Raw genomic sequence first — 17,902 nt, 5'->3', positions numbered from 1 at the left:
TTCGGGCGGTGGGGGCGCGAGCGTCGAGGTCGCAAGGTTACGTCAGGGTCAGCCGGCATGATCAAGCCTGCGCGCAACCTCACTGCCTATTGTGTCATTGTGCGGGGTTTTCAGGCGCTTTCGGCGGTAAGGCCAAATGGTTCCAGACTGCCGCGGCCCGGACGCACCAGCACGGGTTCCTCGCCGGTCAGGTCGATCACCGTGGACGGTTCCATCGCGCAAGCGCCCGCGTCGATCACCAGATCGATCTGTTTTTCCAGCCGCTGCCGAATCTCTTCGGCATCATTGAGCGGATGGATGTCGGGCGGCAGGATCAGCGTCGAGCCAAGCAGCGGCTGGCCCAACGCTTCGAGCAACGCCAGCGTGATCGCGTGATTCGGCACGCGCAGGCCAATCGTCTTTCGCGACGGATGCGACAAGCGCCGGGGCACTTCCTTCGTCGCCTGCAGCACGAACACATAAGGACCCGGCGTCACCGATTTAATCAGACGATAGTTGCGGTTATCGACGATCGCGAAATTCGACAATTCCGATAAATCGCGTACCAGCAGCGAAAGCAGTTGCTTCTCGTCGAGACCGCGAATCCGGCGGATGCGTTCAACGGCGTTTTTATCGTCGAGATGGCACGCCAGCGCATAGCTTGAGTCGGTCGGCAGCGCGACAATGCCACCATCGTTGATGATCTGCACCGCCTGGTTGATCAGTCGCGGTTGCGGATTGTCAGGATGAATTCGAAAGAATTGAGACATGACCAGATGACGTAAGTGGGTTGTCCGGATTGCTGCCAACCGGCGCCGACACGCTCGGCGCAGACGTTGTGTTTTTATGTTTTATGCGCCAGGTATAACGCCTGGGCTTCAAACTGAATTCAAGCTGCATCTAAGCCGAATATCAGACAAGAAGCGCCGGGCGGTTCCCATGCGAACACGCGAGAATACCCGCAAATGCACGCGGTTGCGCGACAAGCGGAAGTGAATGAATGCAAGGATCGTGCGCGGCGTTTCAAGCGGTTCGGCGCGATGCCACATAGGCCCGCGCGGCCCGGCTTTTAAACCAGGCACTCCCACACGGGCTTGAGATCCGCGGGTAGCGGCGGCAACTGGCCGAGGTCGATGCGTCCCTCGCCCGCCGCGTGGAAATCCGAGCCGCGCGATGCGAGGAAGCCGTACCGGCGAGCGACTTCAGCATATTCGCGATATTGGTCCGGCGTATGGCTGCCGGTCACGACTTCAATCGCACGGCCGCCGAGCTGGATGAACTCATCGAAAAACGCGGCGAATTCGACCGGCGAGAAATCGTAGCGACCGGGATGGGCGATCACCGCCTCGCCGCCCGCCCCCTTGATCCATTTCATGGCGTCAGCCAGCTTGGACCAACGATGGCCGACATAACCCGGCTTGCCGTCGCCGAGATATTTCGAGAACACGTCTGAGGTCGATTCCGCGTAGCCCTTGTCAACCAGATAGCGTGCGAAATGCGTGCGCGAGATCATGGCCGGATCGTTCACGTAGTGCAGCGCGCCTTCGTAAGCGCCCTGGATGCCGATCTCGGCGAGTGCCTCGCCTATGGCTTCACCGCGTGCCTGGCGGCCGCTGCGGGTGGCCGCCAGGCCGTCGATCAGCGCCTGGTTTTCAGCATCCACGTTCAGCCCGACGATATGCACCGTCCGCCCCGCCCACGTCACCGAAATCTCCACCCCGTCGAGATACGCCATGCCGAGCGCTTGCGCGGCTTCCCGCGCCTCGCGCTGGCCGCCTAGCTGGTCATGGTCGGTAAGCGACCACAGTGTCACACCGCCCGCGTGAGCACGCGCGGCGACCTCGGCTGGAGCGAGGTGGCCGTCAGAAACAGTGGAGTGGCAATGCAGGTCGGCGTTCATCATGAAAACTCTAGGAATTACCGGTCATTCTACTGCAATGCGTCAAAGCGGATCTATCGCCGACCGATCGGTCAATCCGATGATCCGGCAATATCGCGCTCAAGCGCAAAATGTTTCGATCAGCGCTGCCACCCGTTCGGGCTGATCGTGATGAAGCATGTGCCCGGCGTGATCGATGATCTCCTCGCGCCAGTCGGTGAACGCCTTGAAACGCTGTTTGAATTCGGCGGTCGGAACCTCTCCGGCGATCATCGCGAGGGTCGGCGAAGCGAGCGCTTCGACATGCAGGACCTTCGCCTGCACCTTCGACCACACAGCCATCACCTCGTCCAGCCGATACAGCAACGGCCCACGCAGTTTGTGCGCGGGATCGGCGAGCAGATGGAAACGGCCGGTATCGTCGGGTTTCGCCCAGTGCTGGGCCAAAAACCGCGCTTTCGCCGGCGGGAGGCGCGGATTCGTGCGGATCAGCCGTTGAGCGACGTCATCAAGCGTGGCGTAGGTGTTGAGTGACGGCGGCGCGTGCAAATCGTCGAGCCATTGCGCGATCCGCGCGGGCGAACGCTCCGCCTTCGTGGCTGCCATGCCGAACCCCTCGAGGTCGACCACACGCCGGACCCGCTCCGGCCGCACGCCCGCGTACAGGCAAACAACGTTCGCGCCCATGCTGTGGCCGACCAGGTTCACCGGTTCACCGCCCAGCGAAGCCGGCGCGTAGTGGTCAAGCAGCGCATCAAGGTCCGCCAGATAGTCCTGGAACCAGTAATGGCCGCTCCTGCCCTGCGCCACCGGCCAGTCCGACAGCCCGAAACCGCGGGCATCGGGCGCGATCACCTGCCAGTCGCTCGCGAGGGCGTCGACGACAAATTGAAACGACGCCGAAATATCCATCCAGCCATGCAGCATGAACAGCGTGGGCGCGTCGGGCAATCCCCATCGGCGCACGTGCAGGCGCGTACCGCGCGTGGTGATGAATTCGGAAACGGGCGTTTTGAGAGGAGTCATTGGGAAATCGGGGCAGTTTGAATGGAGCCGATGTCGTCAAGGCCCGCGAGCGCGCGCAATTCAGCTTCATCGAAACCGGCGTCGCGGCGCGCTTCGAAGTTGAATGGGCCGCGCAGTTTCGGCGCGTGATATTGCTCCGCCAGTTGCGCGTAGGTCGTGTGCGGATCGGCGCCGGACTCGCTGCACAGGTGCCGGAACCAGTGATTGCCGATCAGCACGTGGCCGATTTCATCGTGGAGAATCACGTCGAGAATAGCCGCGGATGCGTGATCGCCCGCTTGAGCGAGACGCCGGCGAATGGGCGGTGATGCGTCCAGCCCGCGCGCCTCCAGCGTGCGCGGCACAAGCGCCATGCGGGCCAGCACATCGCCACGCGTGCGCTCTGCCATTTCCCACAGGCCGTCGTGAGCGGGAAAATCGCCGTATTGATGCCCGAATTCCGCCAGACGTGCGCTCAGCAAGGAAAAGTGACGTGCTTCCTCGGCGGCGACCTTGAACCAGTCGCGATAAAACGCGTCGGGCATTGCCGGAAAACGCCAGACGGCATCGAGCGCGAGGTTGATCGCGTTGAACTCGATATGCGCGAGTGCGTGCAGCAACACTGCACGTCCAGCGTCCGATTGCATGCTGCGGCGCTTCAGCGATGACGGCGCCACCAGTTCCGGGGTCGCCGGGCGGCCGGGAAGATCAAGCGGATCAAGGATATGAGCAGCAGCGTCGAGCGTGATGCCGCCCGACAGCAAACGCTCGTTGAACCGCTGGGTAGCGCTTGCCTTCGCGGCAGGATCGCATTCCCTGAGCAGCGCCAGCGCAGTCGGACGGACGCTGGTGAACACAGAATATTCAAACTGTTCGGACATGATTCCGGGGTGCTTTGAGGTGCTTATGCAGTGCTTATAAACGATAAAGGCCAATCCGGCAGCATCGTCAGATAACCGGTCGCCCGAGGAAACCGATTCAAAACGCCGGTTTGAAATTTCCGGCTCAGATCCCGTCGATCGGGCCCACAAAAGCCGGGCCGCACGTCACCTTGGCGCAACCGGCTAAAATAGCGCTTTCAGCGGAAGATTTTTGGCACGAGGCGCGCCGGGGCCGCAGTCCATGGCATCAGCTCGACCGGCCTCAAATCCGCTTTGCGACTGAATTTTCAACCGATTGCATCCGATTGTACCGGCCATGCCGGCGCCCAAGGCCTGTTGACCAATCCGCGCTCATGGCTCACGTCAAGCCCTCACAGGAGACACAGTGGCAATCTATAAGCTCGGCGATGCCGCCCCGACCATCCACGAAAGCGTCTTCGTCGCTGATACCGCGACCATCATCGGCCGTGTGACGTTGGAAGAAAACTCGAGCGTCTGGTTCGGCGCCGCGCTGCGTGGCGATAACGAACCCATCGTGCTCGGCCAAGGCAGCAACATCCAGGAAGGCGCGGTCTTGCATACCGACCCGGGTTATCCGCTGACGATTGAAGCCAACGTGACCATTGGCCATCAGGCCATGCTGCACGGCTGCACGATCAAGGAAGGCGCGTTGATCGGAATTCAGGCCGTGGTCTTGAATGGTGCGGTCATCGGCCGCAACTGTCTGGTTGGCGCGGGCGCCGTGGTGACCGAAGGTAAGACCTTCCCGGACAACACCCTGATCCTCGGCGCGCCCGCGAAAGCCGTGCGCGAGCTCACGGAAGCCGATATTGCCCAGATGCAGGCGGGAACGCGTGGTTACGCGGACCGCCGCGAATTTTACAAGGCGCAACTCGTGCGGATCGGCTGAACGCCGATCGACACGGATTACGCCGTCGATCTAAGGACCCAAGCGTGGTTAACGACCAGCTTCAAAAATTCATGTTCAACGCGGCGCCGGTGCGCGGCGAAATTGTCTCGCTGCGTGATACCTGGCAGGAAGTCCTCACGCGCCGCTCGTACCCCACGCCCGTGCGCAATGTGCTCGGCGAAATGATGGCTGCGTGCGCGCTGCTGTCGGCGAATCTCAAGTTCGATGGCACGCTCATCATGCAAATCTATGGCGACGGGCCGGTGACCATGCTTGTCGTCCAATGCAATTCGGACTTGTCGCTCCGGGCAACCGCGAAGCTGGCTGAATCCATCGAAGGCGCGAGCGAAACGCCTGTACCGATCACCGACGACATGACGCTCCCCGACCTGCTCAACCGCAACGGCCAGGGACGCTGCGTGATCACGCTCGATCCGCGCGACAAGAAGCCCGGGCAGCAGGCTTATCAGGGCATCGTGCCGCTAAGCGGCGAGCATGGGCCGCTGGCGTCAATGGCGGAAGTGCTGGAGCACTACATGCACCACTCCGAGCAGCTGGATACGCGCATGTGGCTCGCCGCGAACACCGAGCGTGCCGTGGGCATGTTGCTGCAAAAGCTCCCCGGCGATGGCGGTATCGTCCCGCATCCGGGCGAACACGATGCCGATACATGGCAGCGTGTGTGCCATCTCGGCGGCACGCTGTCGAACGAGGAGTTGTTGAAGGAGGAGCCGGAAACGGTGTTCAAACGGCTCTTCTGGCAAGAAAACGTGCAGCATTTTGAGCCCGCGCAAGCGCGTTTCGAATGCACGTGCTCGCGCGAAAAAGTGGGCGGCATGCTCAAGATGCTGGGACGGGGCGAAGTGGACAGCGTGGTCGAAGAACGTGGCAGCGTGGAAGTGCACTGCGAGTTCTGCAACCAGCGCTATGAGTTCGATCCCGTGGACGTGGCGCAGCTTTTTGTTGCTGGCGAAATCTCACAGGCGGTGAGTCCGGCTCCAGATCAACGGCACTGAATTCATGCCGTTTCTCTGTAACAAGACGTCGCAGGATGGATGTTTGCGGTGCCGTGCCATGTCATGATCCGGTTCCGCTCAATGTCCGGCCCGCTGGAGGTCGAAATGAAACCCCTGGGATGTGTATCGAAGAAACTGGTTGTGGCGTTGTCCGGCGCGACGCTGCTCGCGCTCGGCGGCTGCATGATGGACCCACCGGGACCCTCGCCTATCTACAGCCGCCTGCCGGCGGCGCAGAACCAGGCGCCGCCGGCGCTTTCGCCGGCTGAGCAGCAACGCTATAACCAGATCGACCGGCAAGTGCTGGCCGAGCAACAACAGGCAATGGCCGCTGAAGCTGCCGCCCAGGCTTACTCCCAGTACTATCGCGCGCCGGTTACGGTGTACGGCGGATATTCGAGCGGTGGCTGGGGTAACCGATGGGGAACGGGCTTCGGCTACGGATACCCCGGATATTATTGGTAGCGCCTCAAACGTACTTGGGTTGTGCGTCGCTTGCCACGAAGTCACGGCACTCAAGAAAAAAGCTGTTTCAACTCACGTTGAAACAGCTTTTTTTACATGCGATTGCTTCGATTGAAGAGAGCCTGGACCTAACCGCCCTGCTTCTTCTTGGCCGCATCCATCTTGTCCTTGGTCGCCTGCCGTTCGAACGCCCGGCGCTCTTCCTTCGAACGCGACACCGGATTGGGCACTACACGCAACGGTGCTGCGGACACTTGCCCGCGTGTGGAAGCACTCGATTGCGCGTTAACCGAATTAGCAGGAGCCGGTGAATTCGGCGAGACGAACTGCACGAACACCTCGCTGTCCTTCATCATGCCCATCTCGTAGCGCGCGCGCTCTTCAACGGCCGACGTGCCGTTCTGCAAGTCCGCCACTTCACCCTGCACGCGTTCGTTACGCAGTTTCAGGTCGGCGTTTTTCTTTGTCTGGTTGACCAGTTGCTGCTGCAGTTCGTGGACACGTAACCAGCCGCCGTGTCCCCACCACAACGGATACTGGATCATCGCCAGAAGCAGGATCAGAACAAAGGTGACAATCCGCATTTAAGAGGCGAGAAAAACGCTAACACTTCAACTTTATTTGGCGCTGCCTCGCATTCATCGGAACACGAAGCAGCGGACTGAATAAATCGGCGGCCATCAGGACGAACGTCCATTCCGGCCAAGGCGTTAGCGCAGATTGTAGAACGCCGACTTACCCGGATAACTCGCGATATCGCCGAGATCTTCCTCAATACGCAGCAACTGGTTGTACTTCGAGATCCGGTCGCTACGCGACAACGAACCCGTCTTGATCTGGCCGGCGTTCAAACCAACCGCAATATCCGCAATGGTCGAATCTTCCGTTTCGCCCGAACGATGCGAGATGACCGCAGTGTAACCCGCGCGCTTCGCCATTTCGATGGCCGCGAAAGTTTCCGTCAACGTGCCGATCTGGTTGATCTTGATCAGGATCGAATTGGCGATGCCCTTGTCAATGCCTTCTTTCAGGATGCGCGTGTTCGTCACGAAGAGGTCGTCGCCAACAAGCTGGATCTTCTTGCCGAGTTTATCGGTAAGGATCTTCCAGCCGTCCCAGTCGCTTTCGTGCATGCCGTCTTCGATCGACACGATCGGGAATTTATCGGCGAGCGTGGCCAGATAATCCGTGAATTCCGCCGACGACAACTGCAAGCCCTCACCCGCAAGCTGGTACTTGCCGTCGTGATAAAACTCGCTTGCCGCGCAGTCCAGCGCCAGCAGAACGTCTTCACCTGCACGATACCCCGCCTTCTCGATCGCCTGGACGATGGTGGACAGGCACTCGTCGTTGCTGCCGAAGTTCGGTGCGAAACCGCCTTCGTCGCCCACCGCCGTGCTCATGCCGCGATCGCTCAGGATCTTCTTCAGCGCGTGGAACACTTCCGCGCCGCAACGCAGTGCTTCGCGGAACGTCGGCTGGCTGACTGGGACAATCATGAATTCCTGGATGTCCAGGCTGTTGTTGGCATGCGCGCCACCGTTCACGATGTTCATCATCGGAACTGGCAGTTGCATGGCGCCCGAACCGCCGAAATAACGGTACAGCGGCAGGCCAGCTTCTTCCGCTGCGGCCTTCGCCACGGCCATGGACACGGCCAGCATGGCGTTCGCGCCCAGGCGCGACTTGTTGTCGGTGCCGTCGAGTTCGAGCAGGGTTTTGTCCAGGAAGGCCTGTTCCGAAGCATCGAGGCCCATGATGGCTTCGGAGATTTCGGTATTGATGTGTTCAACTGCCTTCAATACGCCCTTGCCGCCGTAGCGGCCGGCTTCGCCGTCGCGCAATTCGATCGCTTCGCGCGATCCGGTGGATGCACCCGACGGCACCGCGGCGCGGCCCATCGTGCCCGACTCCAGCAGGACGTCACATTCGACGGTGGGGTTGCCTCGCGAGTCGAGAATCTCGCGACCGATGATATCTACGATAGCACTCATGGTTTCCTCAAGAAATGACGGTGAATCAGGTCAGACAGCAGGTCGGTTTAACATCTTGCCAGTGCGCGAGCGCCCGGCTTCAGAGGCCTTCTACGACCATCATGTTCAATTCTGCTGCGCCCGTTCGCACGTGGCGCGCCGCTTCGGCTTCGTATTGGGCGGAGTGATACCATTTTTTCGCCGCCTCGTAATCGATGAATGTAGTCGATGAATGCAGTCAACAAATTCGAGTACGACCGAGGGTGGGCGCATTAATCTTCAAACGCCTCGCTCCGTCCGCCACGCACCAGAAACTTACCACCGTATGCTTCCATCGCCTTCATTGAAAACGGCTGATAGGTGGGGAATTTATCGGGGTCAGTAAAGTTCGCGTTCATGAAGACATAACCCTTCGCCATGACACTCCCCTACAGGTACGTCGCGGATGTGGATGCTTGAGCGAGCGCCCGCGCTTGACTATGCGCAGCGCCCGCAGCGTCCTTAACTGAAATCGTTCTCGAGAAACGGTCCGCGCTTCACGGCCCGATCCAACGCAACGAGTGTCTCCAGCAGTGCTTCCATTCTGTGTAGCGGTACGGCGTTCGGCCCGTCGGACTTCGCGTTCGCCGGATCCGGATGCGTTTCCATGAACACGCCCGCTACGCCGGTGGCGATCGCAGCACGTGCCAGCACCGGGACGAATTCGCGCTGTCCACCTGAACTCGTACCCTGCCCGCCCGGCAACTGGACGGAATGCGTGGCGTCGAAGACGACAGGCGCATTGGTTTCCCGCATGATCGCGAGCGAGCGCATGTCGGAAACCAGATTGTTATAACCGAACGACACGCCACGTTCGCACGCCATGAACCGGTCGTCGGACAAACCGGCTTCGCGCGCGGCGTCGCGGGCTTTGTCGATGACATTCTTCATGTCGTGTGGCGCGAGAAACTGGCCCTTCTTGATGTTGACCGGCTTCCCCGAACGCGCGCATGCGTGAATGAAATCGGTCTGGCGGCACAGGAACGCGGGCGTTTGCAGCACGTCCACGACCGACGCGACCGCCTCGATCTCATGCTCCGAATGAACATCGGTGAGAACGGGCAGGCCGAGTTGTTTTTTTACTTCGCCGAGAATCCGAAGGCCTTCGTCCATGCCAAGACCGCGGAACGACTTGCCGGAACTGCGATTGGCTTTGTCATACGACGATTTGTAGATGAACGGCACGCCCACTTTCGCGCAGATTTCCTTGAGGCGGCCGGCGACGTCGATCGTCATTTGCTCCGACTCGACGACACACGTGCCTGCGATCAGGAAAAACGGCTGGTCGAGACCGACTTCGAAATCACACAGCTTCATGCTTGCGCTCCGACGGAAACCGCCACGGCCGGCGCGGGTACGTGTTCAGCAACCGTGCTCGCCAGGCCGTTCGCCTTCAACGCCAGATGATGCGCACGCGCAGCTTCGACGAATTCCTTGAAAAGCGGATGACCGTCGCGCGGTGATGACGTGAACTCCGGGTGGAACTGCACGCCCACGAACCACGGGTGCATGGATTCCGGCAGTTCCATCATTTCCGGCAGATCTTCACTCGGCGTGCGCGCGCTGATCACCAGCCCGCCCGCCTCGAGTTGCGGCACGAAGCGGTTGTTCACTTCATAACGATGCCGATGGCGCTCGTTCACGTCCGTACCGTAGATACGCGCAGCCATGGTGCCCGGCTTGATCGGACATTTCTGCGAACCCAGGCGCATCGTGCCGCCCAGATCAGACTCTTCCGTACGCTTTTCAACGCGGCCCGCGCGGTCATACCACTCGGTGATGAGCGCAACGACCGGATTGGTGGTCGATGAATCAAATTCCGTGCTGTTCGCGTCGGTCAGGCCGGCGACGTCCCGGGCAAATTCGATCACAGCCAGTTGCATGCCGAGGCAAATGCCCAGGTACGGCGTCTTCGATTCACGGGCGTACTGGATCGCCTTGATCTTGCCTTCGGTGCCGCGCGCGCCGAAACCACCGGGCACGAGCACGGCGTCGAGATGCTTGAGGCCGGCTACGCCGTCCGTTTCGATCTGCTCGGAATCGATGTATTCAATGTTGACCTTCGTCGACGTATGAATGGACGCGTGCTTGAGCGCCTCGATCAGCGACTTGTACGACTCGGTCAGTTCCACATACTTGCCGACCATGCCGATGGTGACTTCGTTCTGCGGGTTCTCGAGCTTCTGGACGAGACCGGCCCACATGCTGAGGTCGGCGGGTTTCGCCGTGAGCTTGAGCTCTTCGCAAATGATGTTGTCCAGACCCTGGTCATGCAGCATCTGCGGAATCTTGTAGATGCTGTCCACGTCCCATACAGAGATGACCGCGTCTTCCGGCACATTGGAGAACAGCGAAATCTTCGCGCGTTCGTCGCCGGGAATCGGACGATCCGCGCGGCACAGCAGCACGTGCGGCGAGATACCGATTTCGCGCAGCTTCTGCACGCTATGCTGCGTGGGTTTCGTCTTGAGTTCGCCGGCCGTCGCGATGTACGGCACGAGCGTCAGATGCACGAAACACGCGCTGTTCCGGCCCAGGCGCAGGCTCATCTGGCGCGCAGCTTCGAGGAACGGCAGCGATTCGATATCACCCACCGTTCCGCCAATTTCCACGATTGCCACGTCAGGCTCGCCGCAGGTAGCCGCAGCCGCGCCGCGTTGCAGGAAAGCCTGGATTTCGTTGGTGATATGCGGAATGACCTGAACCGTCTTGCCGAGATATTCGCCGCGGCGTTCCTTGCGGATCACCGACTCGTAGATCTGACCGGTCGTGAAGTTATTGGCCTTGCGCATCTTCGTGCTGATGAAGCGCTCGTAGTGCCCAAGGTCAAGGTCCGTTTCCGCACCATCTTCCGTCACGAACACTTCCCCGTGCTGAAACGGGCTCATCGTGCCGGGGTCGACGTTGATGTAGGGATCGAGCTTTAGGAGGGTGACTTTCAGACCGCGCGATTCGAGGATCGCGGCGAGGGAAGCGGCGGCAATACCCTTGCCGAGGGAAGACACTACGCCGCCGGTGACGAATACATATTTGGTCATCGCTAGGTGCTCGCGGGAAAAACGGATTATACCCGAAAGGCGCCCCGGAACCCAGAGCCGGACGGGGCCGATTTACAGCGCATGAGCAGTTTCGATCGCGAATTTATCGGCGGATTGAATGTGGCTCAAAAGCGTCTCACGGGATATGCGTTATCCCCGCAGCCCGTTAAGCGTGCGCTGCAATGCGCGCGCCGTTTCCACCGGGCGTTCCATTGGAAACAGATGACTGCCCTCGATCCATTCGAGATGCCCGTCCACAATACGCTGCGTCATGTTCAGCCCAACCTGGCGCACTTCCCGGGAATGCGTTCCGGCGATGAATCCAACCGGCACCGGCACGCCGTGCGCGACCCGCGCACCCAGCGTACGCGGCAACGTCTTGTAGATACGGAATTCGACATCGCGATCAAACGCTAGCTTGCGGGGACGGCTGAGGCCGCCCGCAGCTTCATTGATACCGCCGACGGCCGCGGCGCCAACCATCTCCGCCGGAATCGCGAAATCGATGTAATCCGACAACATGCGCTCGTCCCAGCGGGCGAACGCGGGTTTCGCGTGAAAGTGGCGCCACGCGTCTTCGCGGCTCGGCCAGTCCGTGCGGCGATTTTTAGTCGCGGCGGCGGGCGAAAGCCGCGTGTCGAGCCCGGTCCATTGCGATAAACGCAGCAGATTGCTGCGCCAGCCGGCGATCACCGGCGAATCCAGCATCACGACGCCTTTCACCCATTGCGGCCGCTTGAGCGCCGCCATTAGCGACAGATACCCGCCCAGTGAATGCCCGACCAGCCACACTTTTGCGTCGGCCGGACGTCTGGCGTCGATGTCCTCGAGCAGTTGATCCACCAGATGCGGCCAGTCGCGCGTCACCGGAAACCGCGGATCGTGACCAAAACGTTCGATCGCGCGAATCTCGTAGTCATCGGCGAGTTCGGCAAAGATTGTCCGGTACGTCGATGCTGGAAACCCGTTCGCATGCGAAAAATGCAGGATGTCTTTCAAGCGGCGTGCCCCCTCTTTTTAATGTGTTGCTCTCAATCTTGTGCTCACCGTCCCATCCACTAACGCGCGTGCGTCTGCCTGAACCGTTCGATGGACACCTCCGCCGACACGTCCATGCGCGCGGCGCCGTCTTCGTCGCTGCGCGATAACTCGATATGCCGTAGTCGAAATCGCTCGAAAACCGTCGGATGCGGATGGTTGAAACGGTTGCGGTAGCCTACCTGAAATACCGCGACGCGCGGCTTCACGGCGTCGAGGAAAGGCTCGGTAGACGACGTCTTGCTGCCGTGGTGCGGCACGATCAGCACGTCAGCCTGGAGCCAGGCGGGCTCGCGTTGCCCGGGTCGCAGCAACTCACGTTCGACGTCGGCTTCAATGTCGGCCGTCAGCAGCGCCGAGCGTCCTGCCGCACTGGTTACTTTCAGCACGCATGAAGTTGCGTTCGGTTTGGCCGATAGCGGCCCGGCCTGCGGCCATAGCACGTCGAACACCACGCCGTCCCACTGCCAGCGCTGCCCTGCGACGCAGCGCAACAAAGCGCTGTCATGGTCCTGGGCCGTCTTCCACAACGCTTCACGCGGCCGCAACGAAGCCACGAATTGCCTGACCCGAATGCTCGCGAGCACGGCGGGCGCTCCGCCGGAGTGGTCGGAGTCCGAGTGGCTGATCATCAGCGTATCGAGCGTGAACAGGCCGTGGGCGAACAGGTACGGCACCACGAGACGCTCGCCCGCGTGCGTGGATTCAGGGCCTGGGCCTGCGTCGAAGAGCAAGGTGTGATGGGTGGTTTCGATGACAATCGAGGAACCCTGGCCAATGTCGAGCGCCGTGACCCGGAACGTGCCGGCCGGAGGCGCATGGGAAACCGGCAGGGCCAGCGGCAACCAGGTGAGCGGCGCGGCAAAACGCAAAGGCCAGCCGCGCGGAGCCAGCGCCCATATCACGCCGAAGGCCGCGGCCGCAAGCGCAAAACCATCCGGCTGTGGCAAACGCCAGAGGGTCCACGCCGGCCCCGACAGGTGCGCCAGGGCGTCGAACATCGGCACTAACAAGCTGTGCGCCGCGCGGTACGCAAATACGTCAAGCGGTGCGGGCAGCAAGACGGCCGCAAGCACGGTCGGCGTGACGAGAAAGCTGATCCAGGGAATCGCGAACGCGTTGGCGAGCGGCCCGAGCAATGGAATCTGGAAAAACCAGTATGCGGTGAGCGGCGCAAGGCCGATCGTTATGGCGTATTGCACGCGTGCGCTGGATGCAATCCCCCGGCCGATGCGCCTGAACCTGTGTCTGAGCCACGCGAGCGAGCGAGCCCGGATGCGTCCAATCACGTCGCCAAGCCGGTCGCGGATGTGGCGGCGTGATTGAGCGTCGCCTTCATCCCCGGATTCCTTCGACGACGAGCCCTCATCATCCTGAGGCACCGCGAACTCCTCCGCGAAGCCGACCGATGCCTGTCGTCCCCGCGATGCAATCGCAAACAGGATCGCCGCGACGGCGCAGAACGATAACCAGAATCCTGCCGCCGTCACCGCCCATGGATCGGCGAGCAGCACCAATGCCAGCGCCCACGCGAGCACCAGCGAAGACGCCGGCCGGCGGCCGCTCAGCACGGCAAGCGCGACGAAACACAGCATCCACATCGAGCGTTGCGCGGGAACGTTGAATCCTGCGAGCGCTGCATAGAAGGCCGCAAATACCGCCGCACCGGCCGCCGCCGCTTTCTGCGCCGACACGATCAGCGGCGCGGGCAATCCACGCCAGCGCAAGCGCCGCCACAACCCGCCGCTCAATAGCGCCGCGAGCCCCGCGACAAAACCAATATGCAGCCCGGAAATTGCGACCAGATGGCTCGTGCCGGTCGCACGCAGCAAGGCCCAGTCGGCGTCGCTGACCGTGTCTTGCGCGCCGGTTGCCAACGCCACCACGATCCCTTGATGCGCAGCGCCGTCGAGTGCCGTTAAAACCCTCCCGCGCAGGCGCGCGCGCCAACGATCGATGGTCAGCGCGAAGCCACGCGCGTCGGTGGGCAAACGCCGCGCCGCGCCCGGCATGGACACATAACCGGTCGCGCGGATGTTGCGAGCAAGCAGCGCCACTTCAGCGTCCCGGCCACGAAAATTTGCATTGCCATGCGGACGTTTTAACCGTGCAACCAGCGTCCATCGTTGACCGGCCCAAAGAGCAGGGGGCGGCACGGCGGCAGGACCGCGCCTGGATCCATCCACAGCTATCCACGATAGTTGTACGACACGCGGAAAGTCTGGCAACGCCGCATCGTTCGATTCGACTTCGAACAGGAACCGCGTGCTGTCCGCGCCTTGCATAGGCAACCCGCGCACGAATCCGGTCAACTCGATGTTGCGGTTCTCGAACGCAACGGGCAATACACGTTGCAGTCGTGTGTCGGCACGCCAGGCGGCGTAACCAAAGCCAACGACCAATGCGGCCGCATCAGCGATGGAGCACGAAACCGCGGCAAGCAAAACGCGATCGCACAGGCGAACCCAAACATAAGCACGAGCGCGCAGATGACCGCCACGCCGGGCAGCGCAGCTTGCTGCTGCAAGCACGCGACTCCCACTGCAAAACCAATCAAGATACCCCGCACGCCCGCTCCTCAAAAACTCGACGCGAGCGCAAGCGCATCGAAGGAAGAAACAATCCTTCAATGCCTGCAATCGGATGACAACGAGGAACTGATTATGCGGAGATAAGCCCAAGCCGCGGCAGCGCGGCGTGCGCGTTAGCCGTTGTGCCTAGAGAAAGCGCCTCTTCGCCAATGCCGCGCAATTCTGCAAGTACCCGCGCAATACCCGCTACCTGATCCGGCGCGTTGCGATGCTTATAAAGCCATGACGGCGCGATATCGGGCGCGTCGGTTTCGAGCACGATCGCGTCCAGCGGCAACTCTGCGGCGAGGCGTCGAATCTGCCGAGCCCGCTCGAAGGTCAGATTGCCGCCGAAACCCAGCCGCATGCCGTGCGCGATGAACGCTTCGGCCTGCTGAAAACTGCCGTTGAACGCATGCGCAATACCGCGTTTGACGGAGAACACGCGCAGGCCCTTGAGCACCTTGTCCTGCGATTTGCGCACATGGCAGATCACCGGCAAATCGAACTCGCGCGCGAGCTTGAGCTGCTCGTAATAGAAGAAGGTCTGGCGCGTGTCGTCGAGCCCCGGCACGAAATAGTCCAGCCCGATTTCGCCAATACCCACGAACCGCGGGTCGTCCATACTGGCGGTAATCTGCTCGCGCAGCACACGCAGATCGTCGTCCAGCGCCCGCGGCGTGAACAACGGATGAATGCCGAGTGCGTAAGCCCCGCCTTCAATGCAATGCGCGAGCTCACGCACGCGGGCGAAATTCTGGCGCTCCACGCCCGGAATCACGATTCGCGAGACGCCCTCTTTCAATGCCGATGCCACGACGTCGTCGCGGTCGGCATCGAACTCGGATGCATCGAGATGGCAGTGGGTGTCGATCCACATGAGACCCCCTCGGCAGTTAAACCGGTACGACCGGCTCCTCGAACAATACGCCGTCACGCAAGCGCATGATGCGGTCGCAGCGCGCGGCGAGATCGGGATCGTGCGTGACGATCACGAAGCTCGTCTCCAGCGTCTCCGATAACTCCAGCATCAGGTTGAACACCGTGTCCGCGGTCGCGCCGTCCAGGTTGCCGGTCGGCTCGTCGGCGAGCACGCACGCCGGATTCGTGACCAGCGCGCGGGCGATCGCCACGCGCTGACGCTCGCCGCCGGACAGCTCGCCCGGCCGATGTTTCGCCCGATGACCAATGCCTACTCGCTCGAGTATGGTCATGGCCTGCGCGCGGGCATCGGCTTCGCTCAGGCGGCGAATCCGCAGCGGCATCGCGACGTTATCGAGTGCACTGAATTCCGCCAGCAAATGATGGAACTGGTACACGAAACCGAGCGCGCGATTGCGCAACTCGTTGCGCTCGCGTTCACGCAATGCGGTAAACGGTTTGCCCAGCAGTGAAACCTTGCCGGCGCTGGGTTCATCGAGACCGCCGAGCACATGAAGCAGCGTGCTTTTACCCGATCCCGACGCCCCGACGATCGCCAGCTTCTCGCCGCGGCGGACCTGCAATTCCGCGTTGTCGAGCACTTGCACATTGAAGCCGCCCTGCACGAACGTCTTCGAGATTGCCGATGCTTCGAGCACGATGGCGTTGTTGTTGTCACTCATAGCGCAGCGCCTCCGCCGGACGAACCTTTGCACCGCGCCAGCTCGGATAGAGCGTCGCGAGCGATGACAATACGAATGCGATAAGACCGATCCGCGCGACGTCGGCGGGGACGAGTTCGGACGGCAATTCGCTGATGAAATACACCGATGGCGGCAGGAACTGAACGCCGAGCAGATGCTCGATCATGGGCACGAGCCACGGAATGCTCCACGCGATCAGGCACCCCAGCGAGACGCCGAGCGCCGTGCCGATAAAACCGATCGTCACGCCCTGGATCACGAAGATCTTCATGATCGAGCCGGGTTGCGCGCCAAGCGTCCGAAGGATGGCGATATCCGCTTGCTTATCGGTCACGGTCATGACCAGCGACGACACCAGGTTGAACGCCGCCACCGCAATAATCAACGTCAGGATGATAAACATCATGCGTTTCTCGATCTGCACGGCCGAGAACCAGGTCTTGTTCTGCTGCGTCCAGTCGCGGATATAGAGGTCGCCGGAGAGCGTTCGCGACAGTTGCCGCGCAACTTCCGGCGCGCGCTGCATGTCCTTCAGCTTCAGGCGCACGCCCGTGGGCGCCGGTAGCCGGAACAGCGCCTGGGCGTCGGCGATGGAAATCAGCGCCAGCGTGGAGTCGTATTCGTAGTGCCCCGACTCGAACACGCCGACCACGGTGAACTGCTTGAGCCTCGGCAGCATGCCCGCCGGCGTGATCGTTCCTTCGGGCGCGACCAGTGTGATCTTGTCGCCCGTGGTCACGCCGAGATTGGTCGCCAGATCCGCACCCAGCACAATGCCAAAGCTGCCGGGCACGAGATCGGTGAGCTTGCCGCCTCGCATCTCCTTGCCAATGTCCGACACCTGCGGTTCGAGCGACGGCTCGACGCCTCGCAGCGCCACGCCGCTGACCGCGCCCTGGCGCGTGAGGAGTGCCTGGGCGTCCACGTAAGGCGCCGCACCGATCACTTCCGGATTCTTGCGCGCTTCCTGCGCGGTCAGTTGCCAGTTGGGCATGGACCCGGTCGGCGAAAATATTTCGACGTGCGCCAGCACCGACAACATGCGGTCGCGAACCTCTTTCTGGAACCCGTTCATTACCGAGAGCACCACGATCAGTGCTGCTACGCCCAAGGCGATGCCAGCCATCGAGACCAGCGCGATGAACGAGATGAAACCGTTGCCGGTAGTGCGTTTGCCGGCGCGGGTATAGCGCCAGCCGATCTGCCATTCATAGGGAAGTTTCAAGCGATTCCTTTTCAGCGTTCTAACGTTCTTCGATCTTTACTTCGCGCATGCGGCGCACGGCAGTTTTTTCCAATCCACGCGCTCGTGAAGAGCGCGACCGATGACTTGCGCCATTGCTAACTCGAGCCAGTCTGCGCAGATGGCAATCACAACACCTTCTCAATCCTTACCGCTTTGATCCGGCGCGAGCCGGACGCGCCGATCCGTCTGCAATCAAGCGCGAAGTTTGCCACACAATTCTTAGCCACTCCTTTAGCCG

Annotated in this window: 18 protein-coding genes; 3 read left to right on the top strand and 15 right to left on the bottom strand. The window is 61.4% G+C overall.

The window, feature by feature from the left end:
- Window positions 1–110: 110 nt before the first annotated feature.
- The 4 genes from ABH944_RS35175 to ABH944_RS35160 all read right to left on the bottom strand — a co-directional run bounded on the left by ABH944_RS35175 (window position 111) and on the right by ABH944_RS35160 (window position 3,744).
- Window positions 111–749 carry an L-threonylcarbamoyladenylate synthase gene (locus ABH944_RS35175; protein ID WP_404612478.1) on the bottom strand — a complete coding sequence of 213 codons (639 nt, stop codon included), beginning with the start codon at window positions 747–749 and terminating at the stop codon, window positions 111–113.
- Between the two features lie 299 nt (window positions 750–1,048).
- A complete protein-coding gene (locus ABH944_RS35170; RefSeq protein ID WP_404612496.1) occupies window positions 1,049–1,879 on the bottom strand; it encodes a 3',5'-nucleoside bisphosphate phosphatase in 831 nt (276 codons plus the stop codon).
- Between the two features lie 99 nt (window positions 1,880–1,978).
- The gene (locus tag ABH944_RS35165) at window positions 1,979–2,884 is read right to left on the bottom strand and encodes an alpha/beta fold hydrolase (protein WP_404612476.1); all 906 of its coding nucleotides are present in this window, start codon (window positions 2,882–2,884) and stop codon (window positions 1,979–1,981) included.
- Entirely contained in the window at window positions 2,881–3,744 is an 864-nt protein-coding gene (locus ABH944_RS35160; protein ID WP_404612474.1) for a ferritin-like domain-containing protein, read from the bottom strand. Before ABH944_RS35160 ends, ABH944_RS35165 begins: the two co-directional genes overlap by 4 nt.
- A gap of 385 nt (window positions 3,745–4,129) precedes the next feature.
- Between ABH944_RS35160 and ABH944_RS35155 the strand changes: the two genes are divergently transcribed.
- The 3 genes from ABH944_RS35155 to ABH944_RS35145 all read left to right on the top strand — a co-directional run bounded on the left by ABH944_RS35155 (window position 4,130) and on the right by ABH944_RS35145 (window position 6,135).
- Window positions 4,130–4,654 (top strand): gamma carbonic anhydrase family protein, encoded by a 525-nt coding sequence (locus tag ABH944_RS35155; RefSeq protein WP_062091101.1) that lies wholly within the window; start codon window positions 4,130–4,132, stop codon window positions 4,652–4,654.
- A gap of 44 nt (window positions 4,655–4,698) precedes the next feature.
- Complete coding sequence (hslO, locus tag ABH944_RS35150; protein WP_404612471.1) at window positions 4,699–5,670, top strand: Hsp33 family molecular chaperone HslO; 972 nt, start codon at window positions 4,699–4,701, stop codon at window positions 5,668–5,670.
- 105 nt (window positions 5,671–5,775) lie between these two features.
- Entirely contained in the window at window positions 5,776–6,135 is a 360-nt protein-coding gene (locus ABH944_RS35145) for a hypothetical protein (protein WP_404612470.1), read from the top strand.
- Between the two features lie 128 nt (window positions 6,136–6,263).
- On the opposite strand, the gene ftsB is transcribed toward ABH944_RS35145, so the two are convergent.
- The 11 genes from ftsB to ABH944_RS35090 form a co-directional block, all read right to left on the bottom strand.
- Window positions 6,264–6,719, bottom strand: coding sequence for a cell division protein FtsB (gene ftsB, locus ABH944_RS35140; RefSeq protein ID WP_089165639.1), 456 nt, complete (start codon window positions 6,717–6,719; stop codon window positions 6,264–6,266).
- Window positions 6,720–6,845: 126 nt separating this feature from the next.
- The gene (eno, locus tag ABH944_RS35135; protein ID WP_097262069.1) at window positions 6,846–8,129 is read right to left on the bottom strand and encodes a phosphopyruvate hydratase; all 1,284 of its coding nucleotides are present in this window, start codon (window positions 8,127–8,129) and stop codon (window positions 6,846–6,848) included.
- A gap of 79 nt (window positions 8,130–8,208) precedes the next feature.
- Window positions 8,209–8,325, bottom strand: a complete 117-nt coding sequence (locus ABH944_RS35130) for a DUF1330 domain-containing protein (protein ID WP_404612494.1) — start codon at window positions 8,323–8,325, stop codon at window positions 8,209–8,211.
- Window positions 8,326–8,380: 55 nt separating this feature from the next.
- Window positions 8,381–8,527, bottom strand: a complete 147-nt coding sequence (locus tag ABH944_RS35125; protein WP_404612467.1) for a DUF1330 domain-containing protein — start codon at window positions 8,525–8,527, stop codon at window positions 8,381–8,383.
- 82 nt (window positions 8,528–8,609) lie between these two features.
- Window positions 8,610–9,464, bottom strand: coding sequence for a 3-deoxy-8-phosphooctulonate synthase (gene kdsA / locus ABH944_RS35120; RefSeq protein WP_031363912.1), 855 nt, complete (start codon window positions 9,462–9,464; stop codon window positions 8,610–8,612).
- Window positions 9,461–11,185, bottom strand: coding sequence for a CTP synthase (locus tag ABH944_RS35115; RefSeq protein ID WP_404612464.1), 1,725 nt, complete (start codon window positions 11,183–11,185; stop codon window positions 9,461–9,463). The genes kdsA and ABH944_RS35115 overlap by 4 nt, the downstream gene beginning before the upstream one ends.
- 150 nt (window positions 11,186–11,335) lie before the next feature.
- Window positions 11,336–12,184, bottom strand: a complete 849-nt coding sequence (locus tag ABH944_RS35110; protein ID WP_404612462.1) for an alpha/beta fold hydrolase — start codon at window positions 12,182–12,184, stop codon at window positions 11,336–11,338.
- Between the two features lie 59 nt (window positions 12,185–12,243).
- Window positions 12,244–14,754, bottom strand: a complete 2,511-nt coding sequence (locus tag ABH944_RS35105) for a DNA internalization-related competence protein ComEC/Rec2 (RefSeq protein ID WP_404612460.1) — start codon at window positions 14,752–14,754, stop codon at window positions 12,244–12,246.
- 130 nt (window positions 14,755–14,884) lie between these two features.
- On the bottom strand, window positions 14,885–15,673 hold the full coding sequence (locus ABH944_RS35100) for a TatD family hydrolase (RefSeq protein ID WP_404612458.1): 789 nt from the start codon (window positions 15,671–15,673) through the stop codon (window positions 14,885–14,887).
- A gap of 16 nt (window positions 15,674–15,689) precedes the next feature.
- Window positions 15,690–16,397: a lipoprotein-releasing ABC transporter ATP-binding protein LolD gene (lolD, locus tag ABH944_RS35095; RefSeq protein ID WP_404612456.1), complete on the bottom strand. Its 708-nt coding sequence runs from the start codon at window positions 16,395–16,397 to the stop codon at window positions 15,690–15,692.
- Window positions 16,390–17,643 carry a lipoprotein-releasing ABC transporter permease subunit gene (locus ABH944_RS35090; protein WP_404612454.1) on the bottom strand — a complete coding sequence of 418 codons (1,254 nt, stop codon included), beginning with the start codon at window positions 17,641–17,643 and terminating at the stop codon, window positions 16,390–16,392. Before ABH944_RS35090 ends, lolD begins: the two co-directional genes overlap by 8 nt.
- Window positions 17,644–17,902: the final 259 nt, after the last annotated feature.

Origin of the sequence: Caballeronia udeis (genome assembly GCF_044909315.1) — a bacterium.
Taxonomy (GTDB): Bacteria; Pseudomonadota; Gammaproteobacteria; order Burkholderiales; family Burkholderiaceae; genus Caballeronia; species Caballeronia udeis_A.
The sequence above is the reverse complement of the archived record's forward strand: the minus strand, read 5'-3'. Positions and strand labels throughout refer to the sequence as shown.

What these genes read in the sequence shown, in the direction of transcription:
- ABH944_RS35100 (WP_404612458.1), bottom strand. Translation starts at nt 15,673, where the DNA reads ATGTGGATCGACACCCACTGCCATCTCGATGCATCCGAGTTCGATGCC.
- ABH944_RS35175 (WP_404612478.1), bottom strand. Translation starts at nt 749, where the DNA reads ATGTCTCAATTCTTTCGAATTCATCCTGACAATCCGCAACCGCGACTG.
- ABH944_RS35170 (WP_404612496.1), bottom strand. Translation starts at nt 1,879, where the DNA reads ATGAACGCCGACCTGCATTGCCACTCCACTGTTTCTGACGGCCACCTC.
- eno (WP_097262069.1), bottom strand. Translation starts at nt 8,129, where the DNA reads ATGAGTGCTATCGTAGATATCATCGGTCGCGAGATTCTCGACTCGCGA.
- ABH944_RS35145 (WP_404612470.1), top strand. Translation starts at nt 5,776, where the DNA reads ATGAAACCCCTGGGATGTGTATCGAAGAAACTGGTTGTGGCGTTGTCC.
- lolD (WP_404612456.1), bottom strand. Translation starts at nt 16,397, where the DNA reads ATGAGTGACAACAACAACGCCATCGTGCTCGAAGCATCGGCAATCTCG.
- ABH944_RS35125 (WP_404612467.1), bottom strand. Translation starts at nt 8,527, where the DNA reads ATGGCGAAGGGTTATGTCTTCATGAACGCGAACTTTACTGACCCCGAT.
- ABH944_RS35115 (WP_404612464.1), bottom strand. Translation starts at nt 11,185, where the DNA reads ATGACCAAATATGTATTCGTCACCGGCGGCGTAGTGTCTTCCCTCGGC.
- ABH944_RS35165 (WP_404612476.1), bottom strand. Translation starts at nt 2,884, where the DNA reads ATGACTCCTCTCAAAACGCCCGTTTCCGAATTCATCACCACGCGCGGT.
- ABH944_RS35160 (WP_404612474.1), bottom strand. Translation starts at nt 3,744, where the DNA reads ATGTCCGAACAGTTTGAATATTCTGTGTTCACCAGCGTCCGTCCGACT.
- ftsB (WP_089165639.1), bottom strand. Translation starts at nt 6,719, where the DNA reads ATGCGGATTGTCACCTTTGTTCTGATCCTGCTTCTGGCGATGATCCAG.
- kdsA (WP_031363912.1), bottom strand. Translation starts at nt 9,464, where the DNA reads ATGAAGCTGTGTGATTTCGAAGTCGGTCTCGACCAGCCGTTTTTCCTG.